16 protein-coding genes are annotated in these 18,485 nt (G+C 28.9%); 7 read left to right on the top strand and 9 right to left on the bottom strand.

What is annotated here, in order from left to right:
- Window positions 1-193 precede the first annotated feature (193 nt).
- Window positions 194-2,107 (top strand): OmpA family protein, encoded by a 1,914-nt coding sequence (locus tag ABIN17_06215; GenBank protein MEO0284647.1) that lies wholly within the window; start codon window positions 194-196, stop codon window positions 2,105-2,107.
- 7 nt (window positions 2,108-2,114) lie between these two features.
- Window positions 2,115-3,857 carry an adenylate/guanylate cyclase domain-containing protein gene (locus tag ABIN17_06210; GenBank protein ID MEO0284646.1) on the top strand — a complete coding sequence of 581 codons (1,743 nt, stop codon included), beginning with the start codon at window positions 2,115-2,117 and terminating at the stop codon, window positions 3,855-3,857.
- A gap of 12 nt (window positions 3,858-3,869) precedes the next feature.
- Here the strand turns inward: ABIN17_06210 and ABIN17_06205 are convergent, their stop codons facing one another.
- Entirely contained in the window at window positions 3,870-4,817 is a 948-nt protein-coding gene (locus ABIN17_06205) for a CapA family protein (protein ID MEO0284645.1), read from the bottom strand.
- A 2-nt stretch (window positions 4,818-4,819) separates the two neighbouring features.
- Window positions 4,820-5,695 carry a membrane dipeptidase gene (locus ABIN17_06200; GenBank protein MEO0284644.1) on the bottom strand — a complete coding sequence of 292 codons (876 nt, stop codon included), beginning with the start codon at window positions 5,693-5,695 and terminating at the stop codon, window positions 4,820-4,822.
- Between the two features lie 7 nt (window positions 5,696-5,702).
- Between ABIN17_06200 and ABIN17_06195 the strand changes: the two genes are divergently transcribed.
- Entirely contained in the window at window positions 5,703-6,650 is a 948-nt protein-coding gene (locus tag ABIN17_06195) for an ROK family protein (GenBank protein MEO0284643.1), read from the top strand.
- Window positions 6,604-8,097 (top strand): hypothetical protein, encoded by a 1,494-nt coding sequence (locus tag ABIN17_06190; GenBank protein ID MEO0284642.1) that lies wholly within the window; start codon window positions 6,604-6,606, stop codon window positions 8,095-8,097. Before ABIN17_06195 ends, ABIN17_06190 begins: the two co-directional genes overlap by 47 nt.
- Here ABIN17_06190 and ABIN17_06185 read toward each other — a convergent pair.
- From ABIN17_06185 to purD, 4 genes are read right to left on the bottom strand one after another with little or no spacing between them, the layout of a single operon-like run.
- Window positions 8,094-8,903 carry an SDR family oxidoreductase gene (locus ABIN17_06185; GenBank protein ID MEO0284641.1) on the bottom strand — a complete coding sequence of 270 codons (810 nt, stop codon included), beginning with the start codon at window positions 8,901-8,903 and terminating at the stop codon, window positions 8,094-8,096. The genes ABIN17_06190 and ABIN17_06185 overlap by 4 nt on opposite strands.
- Entirely contained in the window at window positions 8,890-10,557 is a 1,668-nt protein-coding gene (gene recJ / locus ABIN17_06180) for a single-stranded-DNA-specific exonuclease RecJ (GenBank protein ID MEO0284640.1), read from the bottom strand. The genes ABIN17_06185 and recJ overlap by 14 nt, the downstream gene beginning before the upstream one ends.
- A gap of 6 nt (window positions 10,558-10,563) precedes the next feature.
- Window positions 10,564-11,076, bottom strand: a complete 513-nt coding sequence (locus tag ABIN17_06175; GenBank protein MEO0284639.1) for a ferritin — start codon at window positions 11,074-11,076, stop codon at window positions 10,564-10,566.
- Between the two features lie 22 nt (window positions 11,077-11,098).
- On the bottom strand, window positions 11,099-12,367 hold the full coding sequence (gene purD, locus ABIN17_06170) for a phosphoribosylamine--glycine ligase (protein ID MEO0284638.1): 1,269 nt from the start codon (window positions 12,365-12,367) through the stop codon (window positions 11,099-11,101).
- 67 nt (window positions 12,368-12,434) lie between these two features.
- Between purD and ABIN17_06165 the strand changes: the two genes are divergently transcribed.
- The 3 genes from ABIN17_06165 to ABIN17_06155 are packed head-to-tail and all read left to right on the top strand — an operon-like array spanning window position 12,435 to window position 15,089.
- The gene (locus ABIN17_06165) at window positions 12,435-13,820 is read left to right on the top strand and encodes a phosphomannomutase/phosphoglucomutase (protein ID MEO0284637.1); all 1,386 of its coding nucleotides are present in this window, start codon (window positions 12,435-12,437) and stop codon (window positions 13,818-13,820) included.
- 16 nt (window positions 13,821-13,836) lie between these two features.
- Entirely contained in the window at window positions 13,837-14,217 is a 381-nt protein-coding gene (locus ABIN17_06160; protein ID MEO0284636.1) for a polymer-forming cytoskeletal protein, read from the top strand.
- Complete coding sequence (locus ABIN17_06155; GenBank protein MEO0284635.1) at window positions 14,214-15,089, top strand: glycosyltransferase family 2 protein; 876 nt, start codon at window positions 14,214-14,216, stop codon at window positions 15,087-15,089. The genes ABIN17_06160 and ABIN17_06155 overlap by 4 nt, the downstream gene beginning before the upstream one ends.
- Window positions 15,090-15,305: 216 nt before the next feature.
- Here ABIN17_06155 and ABIN17_06150 read toward each other — a convergent pair whose 3' ends face one another.
- The 3 genes from ABIN17_06150 to ABIN17_06140 are packed head-to-tail and all read right to left on the bottom strand — an operon-like array spanning window position 15,306 to window position 18,477.
- Window positions 15,306-15,698 carry an OsmC family protein gene (locus ABIN17_06150; protein MEO0284634.1) on the bottom strand — a complete coding sequence of 131 codons (393 nt, stop codon included), beginning with the start codon at window positions 15,696-15,698 and terminating at the stop codon, window positions 15,306-15,308.
- Window positions 15,695-17,182, bottom strand: a complete 1,488-nt coding sequence (gene dnaX, locus ABIN17_06145; GenBank protein ID MEO0284633.1) for a DNA polymerase III subunit gamma/tau — start codon at window positions 17,180-17,182, stop codon at window positions 15,695-15,697. Before dnaX ends, ABIN17_06150 begins: the two co-directional genes overlap by 4 nt.
- Entirely contained in the window at window positions 17,152-18,477 is a 1,326-nt protein-coding gene (locus ABIN17_06140) for a phosphoglucosamine mutase (GenBank protein ID MEO0284632.1), read from the bottom strand. The genes dnaX and ABIN17_06140 overlap by 31 nt, the downstream gene beginning before the upstream one ends.
- Between the last annotated feature and the right edge of the window lie 8 nt (window positions 18,478-18,485).

Raw genomic sequence — 18,485 nt, 5'->3', positions numbered from 1 at the left:
GAGATAAAAATTTATGTATCGGATGATAATATTTTCAAGTTTAAGGGGGAGCGGAAAGTTTTAGGAGAAAAAAATAGAGTAAAACCGAAAATTTTAATAACCAGTTTAAAATGTTATGATATTTTACATTTAATTGATTTTTTTTAATGAAAGATTTAAAATTTATTTTTAAAATGAAGTTATAAAAATGAGGATGATTTTCTCTTTAATAATTTCTATCAATTCATTAGTTAGTGGTGAAATACTTGGAAGAATATATTTTGAAAAAGGTGATACTAATCTAACAAAAGAGGGTGAAGAGGTTATAAAAAATGTGGCACAGAAGTTAATAAGTGATCCTAATATAATAATTGACATAACTGGTTATACCGATAATCTTGGTTCAGAGAAAATAAATATTGCTCTTTCTCAAAAACGTGCTTCAAGTGTAAAAAAATATTTAGTAAAAAATTTTGGTATTCATCCTGATCGTATTTATACTTACGGTTTAGGGTCCCAAAATCCAATTGCTCCAAACGATACGGAAGAAGGAAGAAGAAAGAACCGTCGGGTTGAAATTTCAATTCATTCACCTGATGCAATTTTGAGTTATTTTAAAAATGAGGTATTGATTCAACCTGTATTTTTAAGACCAGAATGGATAAAGGCTTTCCCTGAAGCTTTTTTATATAAACTTTATAAAGTAAATACAAAAAGGAATTCTAATGCTGAAATATTGTTTCCTGGGAAAGGAAGAATAAATTTAGATGAAGATGCACTCTTAATAATATATGGTCTTTTAAAAGAGGAAAGGGAAAAAAGTCCTTTTAACAGAGTTGAATTACAGAGCGGAGCATTGAGACCGCTTTTAAGTAAGCTAAGCAAAGATGAAAATTTTGTTGTAAATACACCGGCGGCTCTTGTTGAACTGAGATCTAAAAATAGCAAAATTCTTGTTGATAAGAGTTTAAGAAGTTTAATTGCTATTTATGAAGGGAATGCAGATGTATCAGCAATGGGTCAAAAGGTAAGAGTGAATGAAGGAGAGGGAACGAAAGTTGAAATGGGTAAGCCGCCTGAGCCGCCCAGACCTTTACCTCAAATACCAGAACTTTTAGGTCCGCAAGATAATGAAATACTTTATGATTTGAGAGTTTTATTTAGATGGAAAAAAACTTCTACTTTAGCTCATTTTCAATGTGCCAAAGATACCCTGTTTAGAGATTTGGTTTTAGATACTATTTTGAGTTTAGATTCAATAAAGCTCAAACTTGCTGAAGGTGAATATTATTGGAGATTAAGTGGAATTGATGAGGATAATTTTGAAGGAAAATTTTCAAAGGTTTTTAAATTTAGTGTAGTAAAGGATACAGTAAAACCAAAATTGAACTATAAAATTGAGCAGGATAATTATGGAAATATTTTTCTAATTGGAAAAACTAAGCCCTTAAGTTTAGTTATTATAAATGGAAATAAAATATTAGCAAAAGAAGACAGTTTTTTTGTTTTTTCTATTTCTCCAGAGACAAGATTAATTAATGTAAAGATAATTGACCAAGTAGGTAATGAAAGTAAAGAATACAGATTTATAAATCCTTACATAAGGCAATTTAAAATAATCAATTTTGGAATGGGATTTTTCCTTTTGCCATTGTTAAAAGCAAACTCCATATATGCCAAAATAGGATTTGAAAAAAAATATTCCTACTTTAGAGGTTTTTATTTTGATATTGGTCTTGGTTCAATTGAAAAGAAAAAATATATTGCTGGCAGTGCAGATTATGATTCAATTTTTGTAACCAAAGTTATTACAGGGAGTTGCGGTTTAAGATTAGATTTTGGTTCCTCTAATTTTGTTCCTTTTTTTAAGATTGGGATTGGTGGAACATGGTGGAAAAATATCTTGAATGAAAATACTATTGCACAAGCTGGTGAAAGATGGACGAAGTTTTTTGATCCTTCCGCGGAATTTGAGTTTGGTTTTAATTTACAGATATCTAAAAATTCTTTTTTGACTTTATATACAAAAAGTATATATTTCAGCAATTCTTCAGATAAATATTTTTTTATGAGAAATAAAAAGCATCTGTATAGTATTCTGGGTATTGCCCTTGAAATTAGAATGTAATTTTTAAATGATAAAGAGAAAAATTAGAAATGAAATTGCCTTTACTTTTTCTCTTATAGTTTTTTTTACCACTTTCTTTTTGACTTTGATTCTTGCAAAGATAAATACAGATTCCCTGACTCTTTCAGCAAAAGAGTATGCAGTTGCTATTTCAGATGAGATAAAAAAAGATTTATTTCAAAAAACTGAAATAATTGAAGAAGCTTTAAATTATGTGATTGATATATTTAATGATAATGCTTTAAATATTGAAAAAAAAATTGAATATGTTAAGATTTATCTTTCTTTTGAACCCAACATTAATTATATTGGTATTTATGATGTAAACGGTAGACTTATTGATCAATTTTCTTCTCCTAAATACGGTATTTTAAAAGACATAACCGATAAAATAAAAATAATTCGTTCAGATTCAACTTTTTATAGTCTATATTATTCAGAAAAAGATTCCTTCCCAGTTCTTGAAGCAATTAAAAAGTGGAAAACGTCTGATAATAGGTTAATTGGATATTTATCTGCTGGATTTTCTCTTTCCTATCTTTCTTCTTATTTGAAAGAACTTTCTTTTCGGAGATTTAATATTTATGACCTTATTTTTATTTTGGATAAAAATGGAAATGTTATTGCGCATCCAGAAATTAAATTTGTAAAAGAGAAAAAAAAATTAAAGGAAATTGGTTTTTTTAAAAATTTTGAGAATTCCAAAGAAATTTTAAAATTTGATATAGCTTTTTCTCAAAATTATATTGATTATAAAAATAGAAAACTACTTGGAACTTTTACAACCTTACCTTCTCTTGAGTGGGGAATAGTAGTTTCTCAGCCCCATGAAATAGTTTATGCAAGCTTAAGAAGATTATATACATTTTCATCTTTAACAGGTTTTATATTTCTTTTTCTTAGTATAATATTTGGAATTTTATCTTCAAGATATTTAACAAAACCTATAGAAGAGCTAAATTTAGGCATCAAAAGAATAATTTCCAGAGATTTTGGATATCAAGTTAATGTAAGGGCAAAAAATGAGATTGGAGAGCTTGCTAATTCTTTTAACGAAATGATTAAAACTCTCAAGCATTATAAAGAAGAAATTATTAAAGAAACAGAGATTAAATTATTTGCTATGAGATATTTACCAACTCATTTAGCAAATCAATTAATAGCTCAGGGTAAAAGCACTCTTTCAGCTGAAACAATAAAAAGAGAAATTAGTATAATGTTTGCAGATATAAGTAATTTCACTTCTTTAAGTGAAAAATTTTCACCAGAAAAACTTGTTTCTTACTTAAATAAATATTTTAATATTGCAACAGAGTCAATATTTAAATATAATGGTGTAATTGATAAGTTTATAGGAGATTGTGTAATGGCTTTATTTGGAGTTCCTTATGTTTCAATTAATGCTGCTGAAGAAGCGGTTAAGTCAGCAATTGATTTGATAAAAAATATATTAATGAAAAATGAGGAATTTGAAAAAGAGTTTGGTTTTGGTATTAGAGTAAAAATAGGAATTTCAACTGGAGATGTAGTTGTAGGTAATATAGGCTCAAAGACAAGATTAGACTACACTGCAATAGGTAAAGCCGTAAATCTCGCCTCCAGATTTGAAGAATTAGCTCTTGACAATGAAATTATAATTGATGAAAGTACAAAAAATAAACTCCCATCAATAATAAAAATAGAAGAAATAGGATATATGAAAATTAAAGGGATAAAAGAAAATGTAAAATGTTATAGAGTAATATTATAAAATTATTCCAAATTAAAACTTTAAAATTTTTGTCCCTTCTATTTTTACATTTTCTAATTTATCCTCTTTTATAAGTTTTTCTAAAATTTTTAAAGCCCTTTCCTTTTCATCATATTCAGGAATACCAGGTGGATTTAATATTAATGGAACTATTTCCCCCTCAATAAATTCCCCAACTGAATTTACTTTCACCTTTAATATAAATGATATATTTCTCGGATAGAAAAGATTTAATCCCCAGAAACAGGCAAAATTAGAAAGTGAATAAGCAATTATTCTTTCCTTATAAATCTCAATACCCCTTATAACATGTGGACCATGACCAAATACTATATCAGAACCTATATCAACTAAATACCTTGCTAATTTTTTTACATTCCCCCTTTTTTCACCATAAAAGTATTCAAACTTATCTTTTACATGCATTGCAGAATCACCTTCTGTTCCTGCATGAATTGATACAATTAAAATATCAGTTTTTTTTGCTAAAACTTCTAATAACTTTAAATCCTCTTCCCTCAATAAATTGTTTGTGTAATCATAAACTGAATAGGCAATAAAACCAACTTTTAAATTTTTAATTCTAAAAGTATCAAAGGTTCCTTTTAAACCTGAAACTATGAAACCTTCCTTTTTTAAAATTTCATAAGTTTTTCTTGCTGCCTTTTCCCCTCCATCATAGATATGATTATTTGCAATTGAAAATCCTTTTATTCCACTTTTTTTAAGACCCCTTAATGAACTTAAAGGAAAAAGGAATCTATATTCTTTATTTCTATCTGTTACATCAATATTAAATACTCCTTCAAAATTTGCAAAGGATAAATCAGATTCTTCTATAAAATTTTTAACTTTTTTAAATAAAATAAATCCAGAATCAGGGGGAATTCTATCTTTCAAAACATTGCCGAGCACAAGGTCTCCCATTAAGGCAATTGTTAAAAATAGTGTATCAACCATTTTTAAGTTAAATTTTCTTCAAAAAATTTATAAGCATTCAAATATAAAAAATTTTCCGGAAATTCTTTAAAGGCTTCCTTTATTTCCTTATAAGAGTATAAACCCTCAATTATGTGTTTTTCTGATAAACCGAAAAGATCTGAACCGAGTGCTATATTTTCAGGATATTTTTTTATTAACTTTCTTATTTCCTTTAAAACCTCATTTTTATTAATTTTCCTTTCAAAAAAAATGTTACCAAGACCAATTCCAACAATTCCCTTTCTCTTTTTAATTCTTTTCATTTCTTCAAAAGAAATATTTCTCTTACTTTTTGGCTTATTAAGAATTCCGGTATGGGAAACAATAAAAGGAATTTTTAATTTATAAACATCATAAAAGGTTTTTCTTCCAGCATGGGCAAGATCAATTATACATTTATTTGAAACTATCTCTTCAACAATTTTTCTTCCAGAATCCGTTAAACCAAAATCATTTTTTTCAGCACAGGAGGATGCTATGTGATTTGAAAAGTTCCATGTTAGTGTAAAAATTCTAACACCGAGATTAATAAATGCCTTTAAAATATATTTATCAAGTATAAAGGAACATCCTTCAATTTCAAGGATAAACCCCTTTTTATCAGAATTTAGAACCCTTTTTAAATCCTCTTTTTTTTCAATAATAATTAAACCACTTTTTTCAGCAAATTCCCTATATGTTTCAATTGTTCTTAAAGCTTTATAAATATCGAGAGTTTCAATAAATTTTTTATCTTTCCATATAAAAGGAGTAAATACAGATATAACATTAAACTTGAAAAAGTTTTTTTCAAAATTAACTCCCCTAAGCAATGGTTCAAGTAAATCCTGGTGAAGGTCAAATATTATTTTTTCCATAAAAATAATGATATGCTTTATAATAATTGAAATGAAAATAAAAGTGGCTGGTTGCGATATAGGTGGAACAAGAGTAAAATTGTGTCTATATGATGGTGAAAAATTTTTTGATGAAAGATTATTTGAAATAAATCCTGAAGAAGATTTCTTAGAAGAAATAATAGAATTTTTAAATAAAATTGAAGGATTAAAAGCTATCGGTTTCGGAATTCCAGGTGTTATTGAAGAAGGTAACATTTTAAGGTTTGCTCCAAATCTCCCTTTTTTATTTGGAAAAAATCTTGATGAAGTTATAACAGATAGATTGAAAGTGAAAAAAGTTTTTTTTGATAATGACTGTCATATGAATGCTTATGGAGAATGGAAACTTGGGAAGGCAAAAGGACTTGAATGTTTTATATTTCTAACCCTTGGGACAGGTGTTGGAGGGGCAGTTTTCATTGAAGGGAAGTTGTTCAGGGGTTATAAAAATCTTGGAGCAGAATTTGGACATGTAACTATTGACCCTGATGGACCTATATGTAACTGTGGAAATAAGGGTTGCTTAGAAGCCTTTGCTTCAAAGACAGGAATAAGGAATTTCCTTTATAAGAAAAAGAAAGAAGGAGTTGAACATATTTTAACAAGAAATCCATTAAAAGTAGAACCAGAAGCAGTTTATGAAATGGCAAAAAAGGGAGATACCTTAGCAGTTGAATGTTTTAAAAATTTAGGATGGGCACTTGGAATAGCACTATCTGATTTTGCAAAGGTATTTTCACCACAAAAATTTATAATAGGTGGAGGAATTTCAAATGCTTTTGAAATTTTTTATCCCTTTATTCTTGAAGAGTATTCTTTAAGGGTTCCCCATTACCTTTTAAATATAAAAATTGAAATGGCAGATTTAAAGGATAAAGCAGGTATGTATGGTGCCTCTCTCTACGCCTATGATTCAATTCTTAAAGAAAAATAAATTATCCATAATTTTTCTTTTTATTTTATTTTTATCAGGAATAATCTTTATAGAAAAATATCCTCACTCAACCTTTCATTTAACAAGTGATACCTATGAGTATGCTAACATTGCAAAAAATTTAGTTTTAAAAAAGAATTTTTTTGTAAATAACCTTTATGCCCTTCAACTTGCCTTTGATTTTTCAAGGAAAATACCAGTTCCATCAATTTTAAGAATGCCACTTTATCCCCTTTCAATTTCAATTTCTTTCAAAATTTTTGGGATAAGTGATAAAACTATTCTTTTAACAAGTTTTTTATTTTACATAATTTCAGGAATATTTCTTTTAATTTTTCTTGATATTTTTAAATTAGAAGATAGCAATAAAATTTTAACACTTATTTTTTTTATGTTAAACCCAATTTATCTTGATTTAACTTTTAAAGGATTATCAGAACCTTTTGCTGTTTCTTTATTTTTTTTATTTTTAATTTTTTTATTTAAAGGTGAAAATTTAAGAAATTTTTTATTATCAGGTTTTTTTCTTTCTCTTTTTATTCTGACAAGGTATTATATTTCCCTTTTATTTCTTTTCCCTGCTTTCTTTATTTTTTATAGAAATAAGGTAAGTATTAAAAACATAATTATTTTTCTTATTTCAGTTTTTTTACCCCTTTTACCCTGGCTTATAAGAATTTATAAAATAACAGATAATCCCTTTTTTAATCTCGGTTTTTATTCTCTTTATGGATTTGAATTTGCAAATATTCCCTATAAAACTTCTTTGAATATAAGATTTTCTTCTTTTATTGAAAATAAAATTGATTCTTTATTTTTTTATTTTAAAACCCTTGATAAATTAACCCCCTTTTATCTTTTTCCTTTTGCCTTTTTGTTTAAAAGTTCTGATGAAAATTTAAAAAAACTAAAATCTTTTCTAATATTATCTCTTTTAATATTTGCACCTATTCTTGGATTTATAAATCCTGAACATCGCTTTCTACTTTATCTTTCACCTCTTATAATTCTTTTTTCTATATCTTTTTTGAATAATTTTAAAAGCTTTTTTAAATTTTTTGTAATTTTTACTTTAATTCTTATAATTCATGAAAATAAAAATATCATTAAGGATGGTATAAAAAGAAATGAAAGTTTCCTTTTAAGTGAAAAAGTTTTAAAAGAAATTGAATCTCTAACATCTGAGGATAAATTTTTAATAAGTAATGCTGATGCTCTTATTGGTTTTTATACTGGAAGAACATGTATATTTCCCCTAACATATTTTGAAGATTATGATTATTTATTTAAACTTATTCCTGTCGATGGAATAATTATCTTTCAGGGTATTTATAAACTCTTTTATATGAAATACAGTTTCAGGGATTATGAAGATTATTTAAAAAAAGAGTTTCCTTTTACAAAAAAGTTTCCTGATGGAACAGTTATTTACTTAAGAAGATATTAATTTTCAAAATTTTTATAATATTTATTTGAGGAAAGGAAAAGGTCAAATAAAAAGGGAATATTATCATGCATTTTAGCAATTACTTTCCATAGGGGTTTTATGTATATATTCTTTTTGCCTTTTTTAATACCTTCTATAATTTTCTCTGCAACCTTTTCTGAGTTAGACCACATCAATTTATTTTTTGAAACATTCTGGGCTCCAATTTTATTTATTGCATTTTTAAAAAAGTTTGATTCAAAGGGACCAGGATAAACACCAATAACTTTAATCCTAAAAGGTTTTAATTCCCTTCTTAAAGAATCAGTAAAACCGCGAACTGCAAATTTTGTTGCTGCATATATGCTCATATAGGGAGTTCCTACATAACCGGCAAGGGAGGAAACATTTACAATAATTCCTTTCCCTTGTTTTTTCATGTAGGGAATAACTTCTCTTGTTAGAAAGAAAATTCCTTTAACATTAAGGTCAAATAATTTTTGAAAATCTTCCTTTGTTACATCTTCAATTTTTGAATATAAACCCATTCCAGCATTATTTATAAGACAATCTATACTGTCAAAACTTTCCAGTGCTACAAAAATAAAATTTTTAACACTATTTTCATCAGTAACATCTAAAAAGAAGGTTTCAACCTTAACATTATATTTTGAAAGAATTTCTTCTTTAATATTTTCAAGAATTTCTCTTTTTCTTGAACCAATTAAAATGTTACCGCCTTCTTTTGCAATTTTATAAGCAAGTGCTTTTCCAAGACCTGAGGAAGCACCTGTTATTAAAAAATTTTTGTTTTTAAAATCTTTCATCTTTAATATCAAGATCTAAAATTTTAAAAAATAAATTTTTATTTTTTGAATAATAATCAATTTCAGGTGTATAAATAACAGAAATTTTTGTTTTTCCTGATATTATTCTATTATAAACATCAGGTCTTTCAGGAACAAAGGCTCTGAAGAATTTCCCATTTTTGCCTATGTAAAAATCAAGGTGTTTATTTTTTCTTAGCTTTATGTTACCCATACAGAAAACTTCTTCCTCAAGAAAAACTGGTTTGGGGTTACCTTCACCAAAGGGTTCAAGTTTTTCTATAACTTCTTTATAAAGATTTATATCCCATTCATCTATAGGAAATTTTGCATCAATTTCAATTTCAGGCTCTAAATCTTCCTCTTTAACTAAAAGGGAAGTTATTGTATTTATCCTTTCTTCAAATTTTTCATAGTCCCTTTTATAAATCTTAAGACCTGCAGCACTTTTGTGCCCGCCGTATTCAATAATTATGTCACTCAGTTTATCAAGTATTTCCATAAGATTTAAATTTTTTACTCCCCTTGCAGAACCCCTTAAAATATCACCCTCCTCTGTGAAAACAATTGAAGGTCTTGAATATTTTTCGGTAATTTTTGATGATACAATTCCTATTACACCTGGATGAAAATCTTTCCCTTTTACTACAATAAAGTAATCTTTATTTTTTTCTTCTTTTTCAATAATTGAAATCACTTCTTTTAAGATTTTTTCCTGTTCCTTCTGTCTTTCTTTATTAAGTTTTTCAAGTTTTTTTGCTATTTCTATAACTTCTTCTCTTTCTTTGGATACAAGAAGTTTAAAGGATAATATTGCATCACTTATTCTTCCAGCTGAATTGAGTCTCGGTGCAAGTATAAAGGCGATATCTTTTGTTCTTAAATTTTCTTCTCTTCCTGAAATTTTTTTTAGTGCTCTAATACCCACCTTTTTTGATTTTTCTAAAACTTTCATTCCAAGATAGGTAAAAACTCTGTTTTCAGATACAAGTGGAACAATATCAGCAACTGTTCCAAGAGCAACAAGATCAAGGTCCCATAAAAGTTCTTTTATATTTCTTCCCATAATTTCATTAAAATAAAGTAAAAATTTAAATACTACTCCAACACCTGAAAGATACTTAAAAGGATAATTGATATGTGGATTTATTATTGAAAAGGCAGGAGGAAGTTCTTTTGAAGGAACATGGTGGTCAGTAATGATAAGATCAATATTGTTTTTAAATGCCCATTCGGCTGCTTCAAAGGCTCTTATTCCTGAATCAACGGTAATAACGAGTTTTACGCCTTTATCTTTTAATTCCTTTAAACCTTCAATTTGAACACCGTAGCCCTCTTTTAAACGGTTCGGGAGCTTTACTTCTGGTTCTACTCCGAATTTTTTTAGATTTCTGTACAAAAGCGCTCCACCTGTTATTCCGTCTACATCATAATCTAAATAGAGCCCTATCCTTTCATTTTTTTCTATTGCTTCTTTTAATTTTATTGCTGATTCATGAACCCCCTTTAATTTAAAATGTGAATATATATAGGAAAGTTCAGGATTTAAAAAACTTTCCTTATCCTCTATTTCTCTTATTTCAAGTAAAAAATTAAGCAAATTTTCCCTTGAAGGAATTCTATCTGTTTTTAAAAACCATCTCCTTTTTTTCATTAATTTTTATTCTTGTTTCAAATTTAGTTTTTTAAATTCCCTTTTTGAAAGTTTATAGTCAAGATGGTATAAAGCTGATGTTGATTTTTCTATTTTTTTAAGAGTATCAAGAATTGTTAGAGTTTGATTTTCCTCTTCTACCTGTTCTTCTATAAACCAATGTAAGAAAATTTTTGTGGGGTAGTCATTTAGTTCTTCAGCCGATTTATAAAGTTCATGTATATTTTTTGTTATAAATTTCTCATGCTCATAAGCATCCTCAAAAACTTCAAGGGGTGAATTCCAATTTACTTTTGGTTTTTCTAATTTTTCAAGCTCAGGTTTTTCTCCCCTTTCTGTTATAAATTCAAAAAATTTCATTGCATGCCCAAGTTCTTCCCATGCCTGAACCTTCATCCATTTAGAAAAGCCCTTTAAGTTTTCCTTTTCAAACCAGGCAGCCATTGAAAGATAAAGATAGGATGAGAAAAATTCTCTTATCATCTGATCATTTAAAGCCTTTAAAATGTTTTTATCCATTTTATACCCTCCCAGGTTAAATTTAAAAGGGGATTAAACCCTTTTTGCCTATATCCTTCCTATAATGCATACCTTCAAAATTTACAAAATTTACTCCTTCATAAGCTTTTTCAATTGATTCTAAAAGATTTTTTCCATAACCTAAAACTCCCATAACCCTTCCTCCATTAGTGTAAAGTTTCCCATCAATTTCTTTTACACCAGCAAAAAAAACCTTTCTATCTTCGGAGTCAACTTTTTCCCATCCTTCTATTAATTTACCTTTTTCATATTCCCCTGGATAACCTTTTGAGGCAAGAACCACATAGGTAGCGTAACCTTCCCTGAATTTAAGTTTTTTTAATTTACCAATTTTAAATTTTCTTGTAAGCTCCATAATTTCAAATAGATCTGTGTCAAGGAGATATAGAAGGACCTCTCCCTCTGGATCTCCCATTCTCACATTATATTCAAGAACATAAGGACCTTTTTCTGTAAGCATAAGTCCAAAATAAAGAAAGCCCTGATATTCAAATCCCCTATTTACCATTCCCTTAATAGTTCTTTTAATAATCTTTTCTTCAATTTCTTCTAATAGAGACTCTTTCACAAAGGGGCAAGGTGCATATGCTCCCATACCACCTGTATTTGGACCCTCGTCATTATCAAATATTCTCTTGTGATCCTGGGAAGGAATAAAACTTAAATATTCATCACCGCTAACTGAAATAATAAGAGAAATTTCAATTCCTTCAAGAAAATCCTCTATTACACATAAATTTCCTGCTTCTCCGAAAACTTTTTCCTCCATAATTTTTTTAACTGCTTCATGGGCCTCTTTTTCATTTTTACATACAATGCTTCCTTTTCCAAGTGCAAGACCACTTGCTTTTACTACAAGTGGTGCTTTCCTTTTTTCAATATACTTATGTGCTTTGGAGGATTCATCAAAAATTTCAAAATTAGCAGTAGGTATTCCGTATTCAGCCATAAATTCTTTGGCAAAAGTTTTTTCCCCTTCTAAGAGTGCTTCTTTTTTGGATGGTCCATATACAAAGGCAGTATCTTTGAGATAATCCTTGATACCCTTTACAAGAGGCTCTTCAGGTCCAACTAAAACATATTTTATTTTTTCTCTTTTCAAAAAATCTTTAATTTTTTCAAAGTCAATTTTAATTTCAGGAAAAATTTTAATACCTTCTTTCATTCCATCATTTCCAGGAATCACATATACATCGTGTCCCTTTTTAATAAGTGAATAAGAAAGAGCATGTTCCCTTGCACCGCTTCCAATTACAAGTATTTTTTCCATTATTAATATTTTAACATAAACTCTTTTTAATTTTTCTTTTTATGGTTTTTTATTTTAAAATAAATCTATGAAGATAAATCCCTTCATTTTCCGGGAATATGATATAAGAGGTATTGCTGATGAAGATTTGATAGATGAAAATGTCTGGCACATAGGTAAGGCTATTGCAAGTTATTTAATCTCTAAAGGTGGTAAAACCATATCTCTTGGAAGGGATGCAAGACTTTCCTCTCCAAGGATAAGTGAAGTTCTTCTTGATGCTTTTTTGAAGTCTGGTTTAAATGTCATAGACATAGGTATGGTTCCAACTCCCCTCTTATATTTTTCAGTTTTTAAATTCGGTCTTGATGGTGGAATTGAAATTACTGGAAGTCATAATCCAAAGGAATTCAATGGTATAAAAATAATGTGTGGAAAAGAAACAATTTATGGTAAGGAAATTCAAAAAATAAGAGAAATAATTGAAAAGGGAGAATATTCAGAGGGCCATGGTAAAAGATGGATAAGAGAGGATATAGTTTATGAATACATTAAGGAAATAAAGGAAAGAGTGAGAATATGGGATCCTGAGAAATATAGAATTCTCGTTGACCCTGGTAACGGAACTTGTGGACCTGTGATTGAAAAGCTCTATAAGGAATTTAAAATAAGTTTTAAGGGAATTTATATGGAACCGGATGGTAATTTTCCAAATCATCTTCCTGACCCTACTGTGGAAAAGTATATGGAAGATCTTAAAAACTTTATGAGAGAGGAAAAGAATTTTACAGCAGGTTTTGGTTTTGATGGTGACGGTGATAGATTCGGAGTTATTGATGAGAAATTAAGAATAATTTATGGAGATAAAATACTTGCTATTCTTTCAAAGAAGGTTCTTGAGGAAAGAAGAGGCAGTAAAATTATATTTGATGTTAAATGTTCTCAGGGAGTTTATGAGTATATAAAAAATTTAGGTGGAGAACCTCTTATCTGGAAAACAGGACATTCTCTGATAAAGGCAAAATTAAGGGAGGAAAATGCTCCCCTTGCCGGTGAGATGTCAGGACACCTTTTCTTCAATGATAGATTTTTTGGATTTGATGATGCAATTTATGCTTCCTTAAGATTTATAGAGGTGCTTGACACTTTTGGAAAAAAGGTTTCAGAACTTGTTGATGAAATACCTTACTATTATTCAACACCGGAAATAAGAGTTGATTGTCCTGATGAGTTCAAGTTTAAAGTTGTTGAAAAACTTAAAAAGAAATTTTCTAAAAAGTATAAAATAATGGATATTGATGGAGTTAGAATAAATTTTTCTGATGGTTTTGGTCTTGTGAGAGCTTCTAATACTCAACCTGTTCTTGTTTTAAGATTTGAAGGTAAAACTCCTGAAAGGATGGAAGAAATAAAAAATTTGATTCTTGAAGAACTTTCGAAATTTGAAGAAGTCAAAATAGGTTCAATTCCTTAAAAAATTAGAATAAAAGATGAATAAAGAACCAACACCACAGGTAGATACCCATATAGGTGAAACTACATATCTAAAAGGTGAAATAAAAGCAAGAGGAGGAATAAGGATTGACGGAGAATTTGAAGGAAACATTGAGACAAAGGATATATTGATTATAGGATTGAGTGGAAAAGTTAGAGTGCAAGAAGCTAAGGCAAAAAATGTAAAAATTGGGGGGATTTTTTCAGGTAAATTAACTGTCGAGGGAAAAGCTCACCTGGAAAAGAGTGCAAGATTTGATGGTGAACTTTACTGTAAGGGACTTATTGTAGAGGATGGTGTTATATTCAACGGTAAGTGTCTCATGGATGAAAAGATGGAAAAAATTAAAGAGGTAAAACATAAGGAAGAGAAGTGAAATTTTCAGTAATTGTAGTTAATTTTAATAGCGGGGAATATCTTCCTTACACTTTACGTTCCATAAAATTAAATTTTCAAAATGTTAAGAATTTTGAAAGTGAAGTTATTGTGGTTGATAATAATTCAACAGATAATTCTCTGGAAAAGGCAAAAAATTTTTTCCCTGAGTTTAAATATATTGAAAGCAAAAAAAATCTTGGCTATGGAGGGGGATGTAATCTTGGATCTAAATATGCAAAAGGAGAGATACTTGTTTTTTCAAATGCAGATGTAGTTATTCCAAAAGGAACCTTTGAAAAAATTGAAGAATATTTTAAAAAAGAAGAAAAATTAGGAATTTTAGGTCCAAGATTTGAATATCCTGATGGAAGTTTTCAACCCAGTTGTAGGAGGTATCCCAGGTTTAAGTATCTTTTGTTTGGAAGAAAGTCAATTGGTTCTTTTATCTTTAAAAATAATCCTGTAACAAGAGAGTTTCTTTATCTTGATTTAGAAAAAGAAAATAAAGCCTGTGAGGTAGAGGGAGTTGTTGGTGCTTTTATGAGCATAAGAAGAGAAATTTTTAATTTAGTAGGAGGATTTGATAAAAGCTTTTTTCTTTTTGCAGAAGATATTGACCTATGTTTAAGAGTGAAGGAAAAGGGATATAAAATATTTTTTGCTCCTGATATAAGAATTGTGCACTTTCATGGTGGTTCAAGGAGATATTTAGGCTTAAAATCTGAACATTATTTAAGAAAATCAATTTTTAAATTTTTTAAAAAACATAATTCTATAAACCTTTTTTCAAGAATTATTTTAAATCTTGGGTTTGTTACATCAACAGCCTTATCCTCAGCGATTTCTCTTATTCACAAAAACAGTAAATAAAATTTTATAGTTCTTTCCTAAGTAAAAAAATAGTGATAAGTGAAAGTGAAAAAAAGATTATAACATTTAAAAGTATGTTGAAATCATAAAACTGAAAATAGGCACAAATTAATGAATAGAAAGAAAAAACGCCCCATTTTTTTGAACAGGATATAAATGTTAAAAGCAGAAAAAGGAAACCGAAAAAAATCCAAAGAAGAGTTAAAGTGGGGTTATTCATATTATTTCTATTTTATAATTTATTTCTGAAACTTTATTCAGCATATTCGCTACAGAACAGTATTTGGAAAGAGAAAGTTCTATTGCCTTTTTTATTTTTTTTAAATCCAGGTTTTCACCTTTAAAAAAATACTTTAAGTTTATTTTTTCAAAAACGCGTGGATGTTCATTTCTCCTTATTCCTTCAATTTCCATTCCAAAGTAAGTGTAATTAACTTTCATCTTTTTAAGTATTGAAACCACATCCATTCCAGTGCAACCCCCAAGAGCAATTAGAAGGGTTTCCATGGGTGAAGGACCTGATTCCTTTGAGTCAAGGATTATTACCTCTCCTTTTTCATTTATCCCCTTAAACTTTAGACCTTCTATATTTAAAACAGTTACTTTCATTTTTCTTCCTCCTTTAAAAGAGAAAGGGAAAACTCATTTTCTAATTTTTTAATTATATCAAGATCTTGTGTTTTCTCTTTTTCTTTCTTTTCAACTTCAATTTTTAATTCAAAATTCTCACCAAAAATTCTTTTTATCATTTCTTCAAGTTTTTCCTTTTCCTTTTCTATTATTTCTCTTTCTATACCCTCTTTTATTTTTAAGTAAATATTTTTATCCTCAATTTTACTTTTTTCTTTGAAAATAGTATAAATAAGTTTATTAAAATTTTCTATTTCAAGTAAAAAGATTTCATAAGGAGTTTCTTCAAGTTTTGTTTCTTTATTTTCTGTTTCTTCCTTTACCTTTTCTTCTTTTCTTTCAAAAAAGACAAAAGCTCCTCCCTTTTCGAGGATTTCCTCAATTTCATAACTTCTTGGAAGATAAAGCATCTTGTAAAAGGCATGTAGAATTAAAATTCTCGGATCCTGTATAAAATAAATTATCTTTTCAACATCAAATATATGTTGCATAAATCTTATAATGTCTGTTTTTGATAGATTTCTTGAATATCTTTTATAAATATTTTTTTCCATATCCTTCAAGACATCTTCCAAAAAGAAGAGGAAAGACCTTAAAAGGTCCTTTTCAGTGTAAAGGAATAGAAGTTCGTCTAAGAATTTGAGAAGTTCATCTCCTTTTCTTTCTGAAATAAAAAGAAGAAGATTTTCCATTTTTTCTTGAGGCAAGAATCCTATAACTATTCTTGTTTTCTCCTCTGTTAAAACACCTCCTGAAAAATAAAGTGCTTTTTCAAGATTCTGTAAAGAATCCCTCAGACTACCCCCTGAGATTTTTGTAATTAATCTTAATGACTTTTCATCATATTTTATATTTTCTTTTTCACATACCTCTTTTAATCTTTCAAAAATTTTTTCCTCAGGAATGGGAGTGAATTCAAAAATTAAACACCTTGATTGAATTGTTTCAGGGACCCTATAAAGTTCAGTAGTTGCAAAAATAAAAAAAACTCTCTTGGGTGGTTCTTCAAGGGTTTTTAAAAGGGCATTAAAGGCATCCTTTGAAAACATATGAACTTCATCAATTATAAAAACTTTATATTTTGCTTTTGTGGGTACAAGTTTAGTTATCTCAATTATGTTTTTTGCTTCCTGAATACCCCTGTAAGAAGCTCCATCTATTTCAAGAACATCAAGTGATGCTCCTCTTTTTATTTCAAGACAAGAAGAACATTCATCACAGGGCTCACCATCCTTTATATTTTCACAATTCAAAGCCTTTGCAACAATTCTTGCAACAGATGTTTTTCCGCTTCCCCTTGGTCCAGAAAACAAAAGAGCCTGAACCTCATTTCCCAGTTTATTCATCATAATTGCATTTTTTAAAGTTATTTTAATAACTTCTTGACCTATAACTTCACTGAATTTTTGGGGTCTGTATTTCCTTGCAAAATTTAAATTAATTCCTTTATCTTTTTCTCCCATTCTTTAATTACCTCCGTTTCTTTTGCTTCCATAATTACTCTTAAAACAGGTTCTGTGTTTGATACTCTAACATGAATAAAACCCTCCTGAAATTTTGCTCTTATACCATCCTCTTTATTTACCTCAGAGGAATTTAAATTACATAGAAATTCCTCTATTTTCTCAGGTAACTTTCTTTCTGATATTGGAAACTTAAGTTTTTTCATTATTCTTTTTCTAAACAATTTTTTGAACTCCCTTGAATCTCCCATTTCTGTTAAAAAGGAAAGAATAAGAGCTGAAGCAAAGAAGGCATCCCTTGTCATATTGAAATTTTTAACTATAACTCCGCCGTTTCCCTCTCCACCATAGATTGCATCCTCTTCAATCATCTTTTTTAATACATTTGCTTCACCAACTTTTGTTCTCAAAACCCTTACATTAAATCTTTCAGCAACATCCTCTACATGTTCTGTTGTTGAAAAATTTGTAACTATATCACTTTTTTCCTTTGAGAGTAAGTAGTATAAACATATTGGAAGAGTTTCTTCTTCTGATAAAATTTCACCGCCTTTTGCTACAACCTGCAGTCTATCACCATCAGCATCCATTGCAAATCCTATATCCAAGTCCTTTTCCCTTACAAAATCTCCAAATTTTTTTATATTTTCCACACTGAGTTCAAAGGGTCTTTCGTATTTTCCGTATTGAGTATCCATTGTAAAAACTTCACAGCCCAATTTTTTAAGAAGAAGGGGAAAAGCTTCAAATCCTGCACCACCAGCTGTATCAACTCCAACTTTGAATTTCTTTTCTTTAATTATTTCAGTTAAGACAAATTTATTTTCAATAATTCCCTTTATATGCTCTTCCATGGGATCAAAGGGTTTAAATGTTCCAACATTAAAAGTTTTTTCCCAGTTAAAAAATCTGATTTCTTTTTTAAGTCTTTCAATTTCCTCTTCAAATAAAAATCTCCCTTCTGGATGAACAAATTTTAAAGCATTCCATTCAGGTGGATTGTGAGAGGCTGTAACAATAATACCAGAGGATTCTTTTTCTCTATTTTTGACAGAATAAACAAGTGTTGGAGTGGGGACAATTTTAGAGTCAAGAACCTTTTTGCCCTTTGAAAGTGCCGCTGAAATCACAGCATGAATGAAATATCTTCCAGAGGGTCTTGAATCCCTTCCTACAATTAAAAAAGGGGTTTCATAGAGATTACAGAAACTGGCTGCAACTCTTAAAACATATTCTGGGGTGAGAGATAAAAGTGAAATTCCTCTTAGACCGCTAACAGTGAAAAATAGGCTCAGGAGAGGAA

The sequence above is a fragment of the candidate division WOR-3 bacterium genome (assembly GCA_039803925.1).
Lineage (GTDB): Bacteria > Hydrothermota > Hydrothermia > Hydrothermales > JAJRUZ01 > JBCNVI01.
The sequence above is the reverse complement of the archived record's forward strand: the minus strand, read 5'-3'. Positions and strand labels throughout refer to the sequence as shown.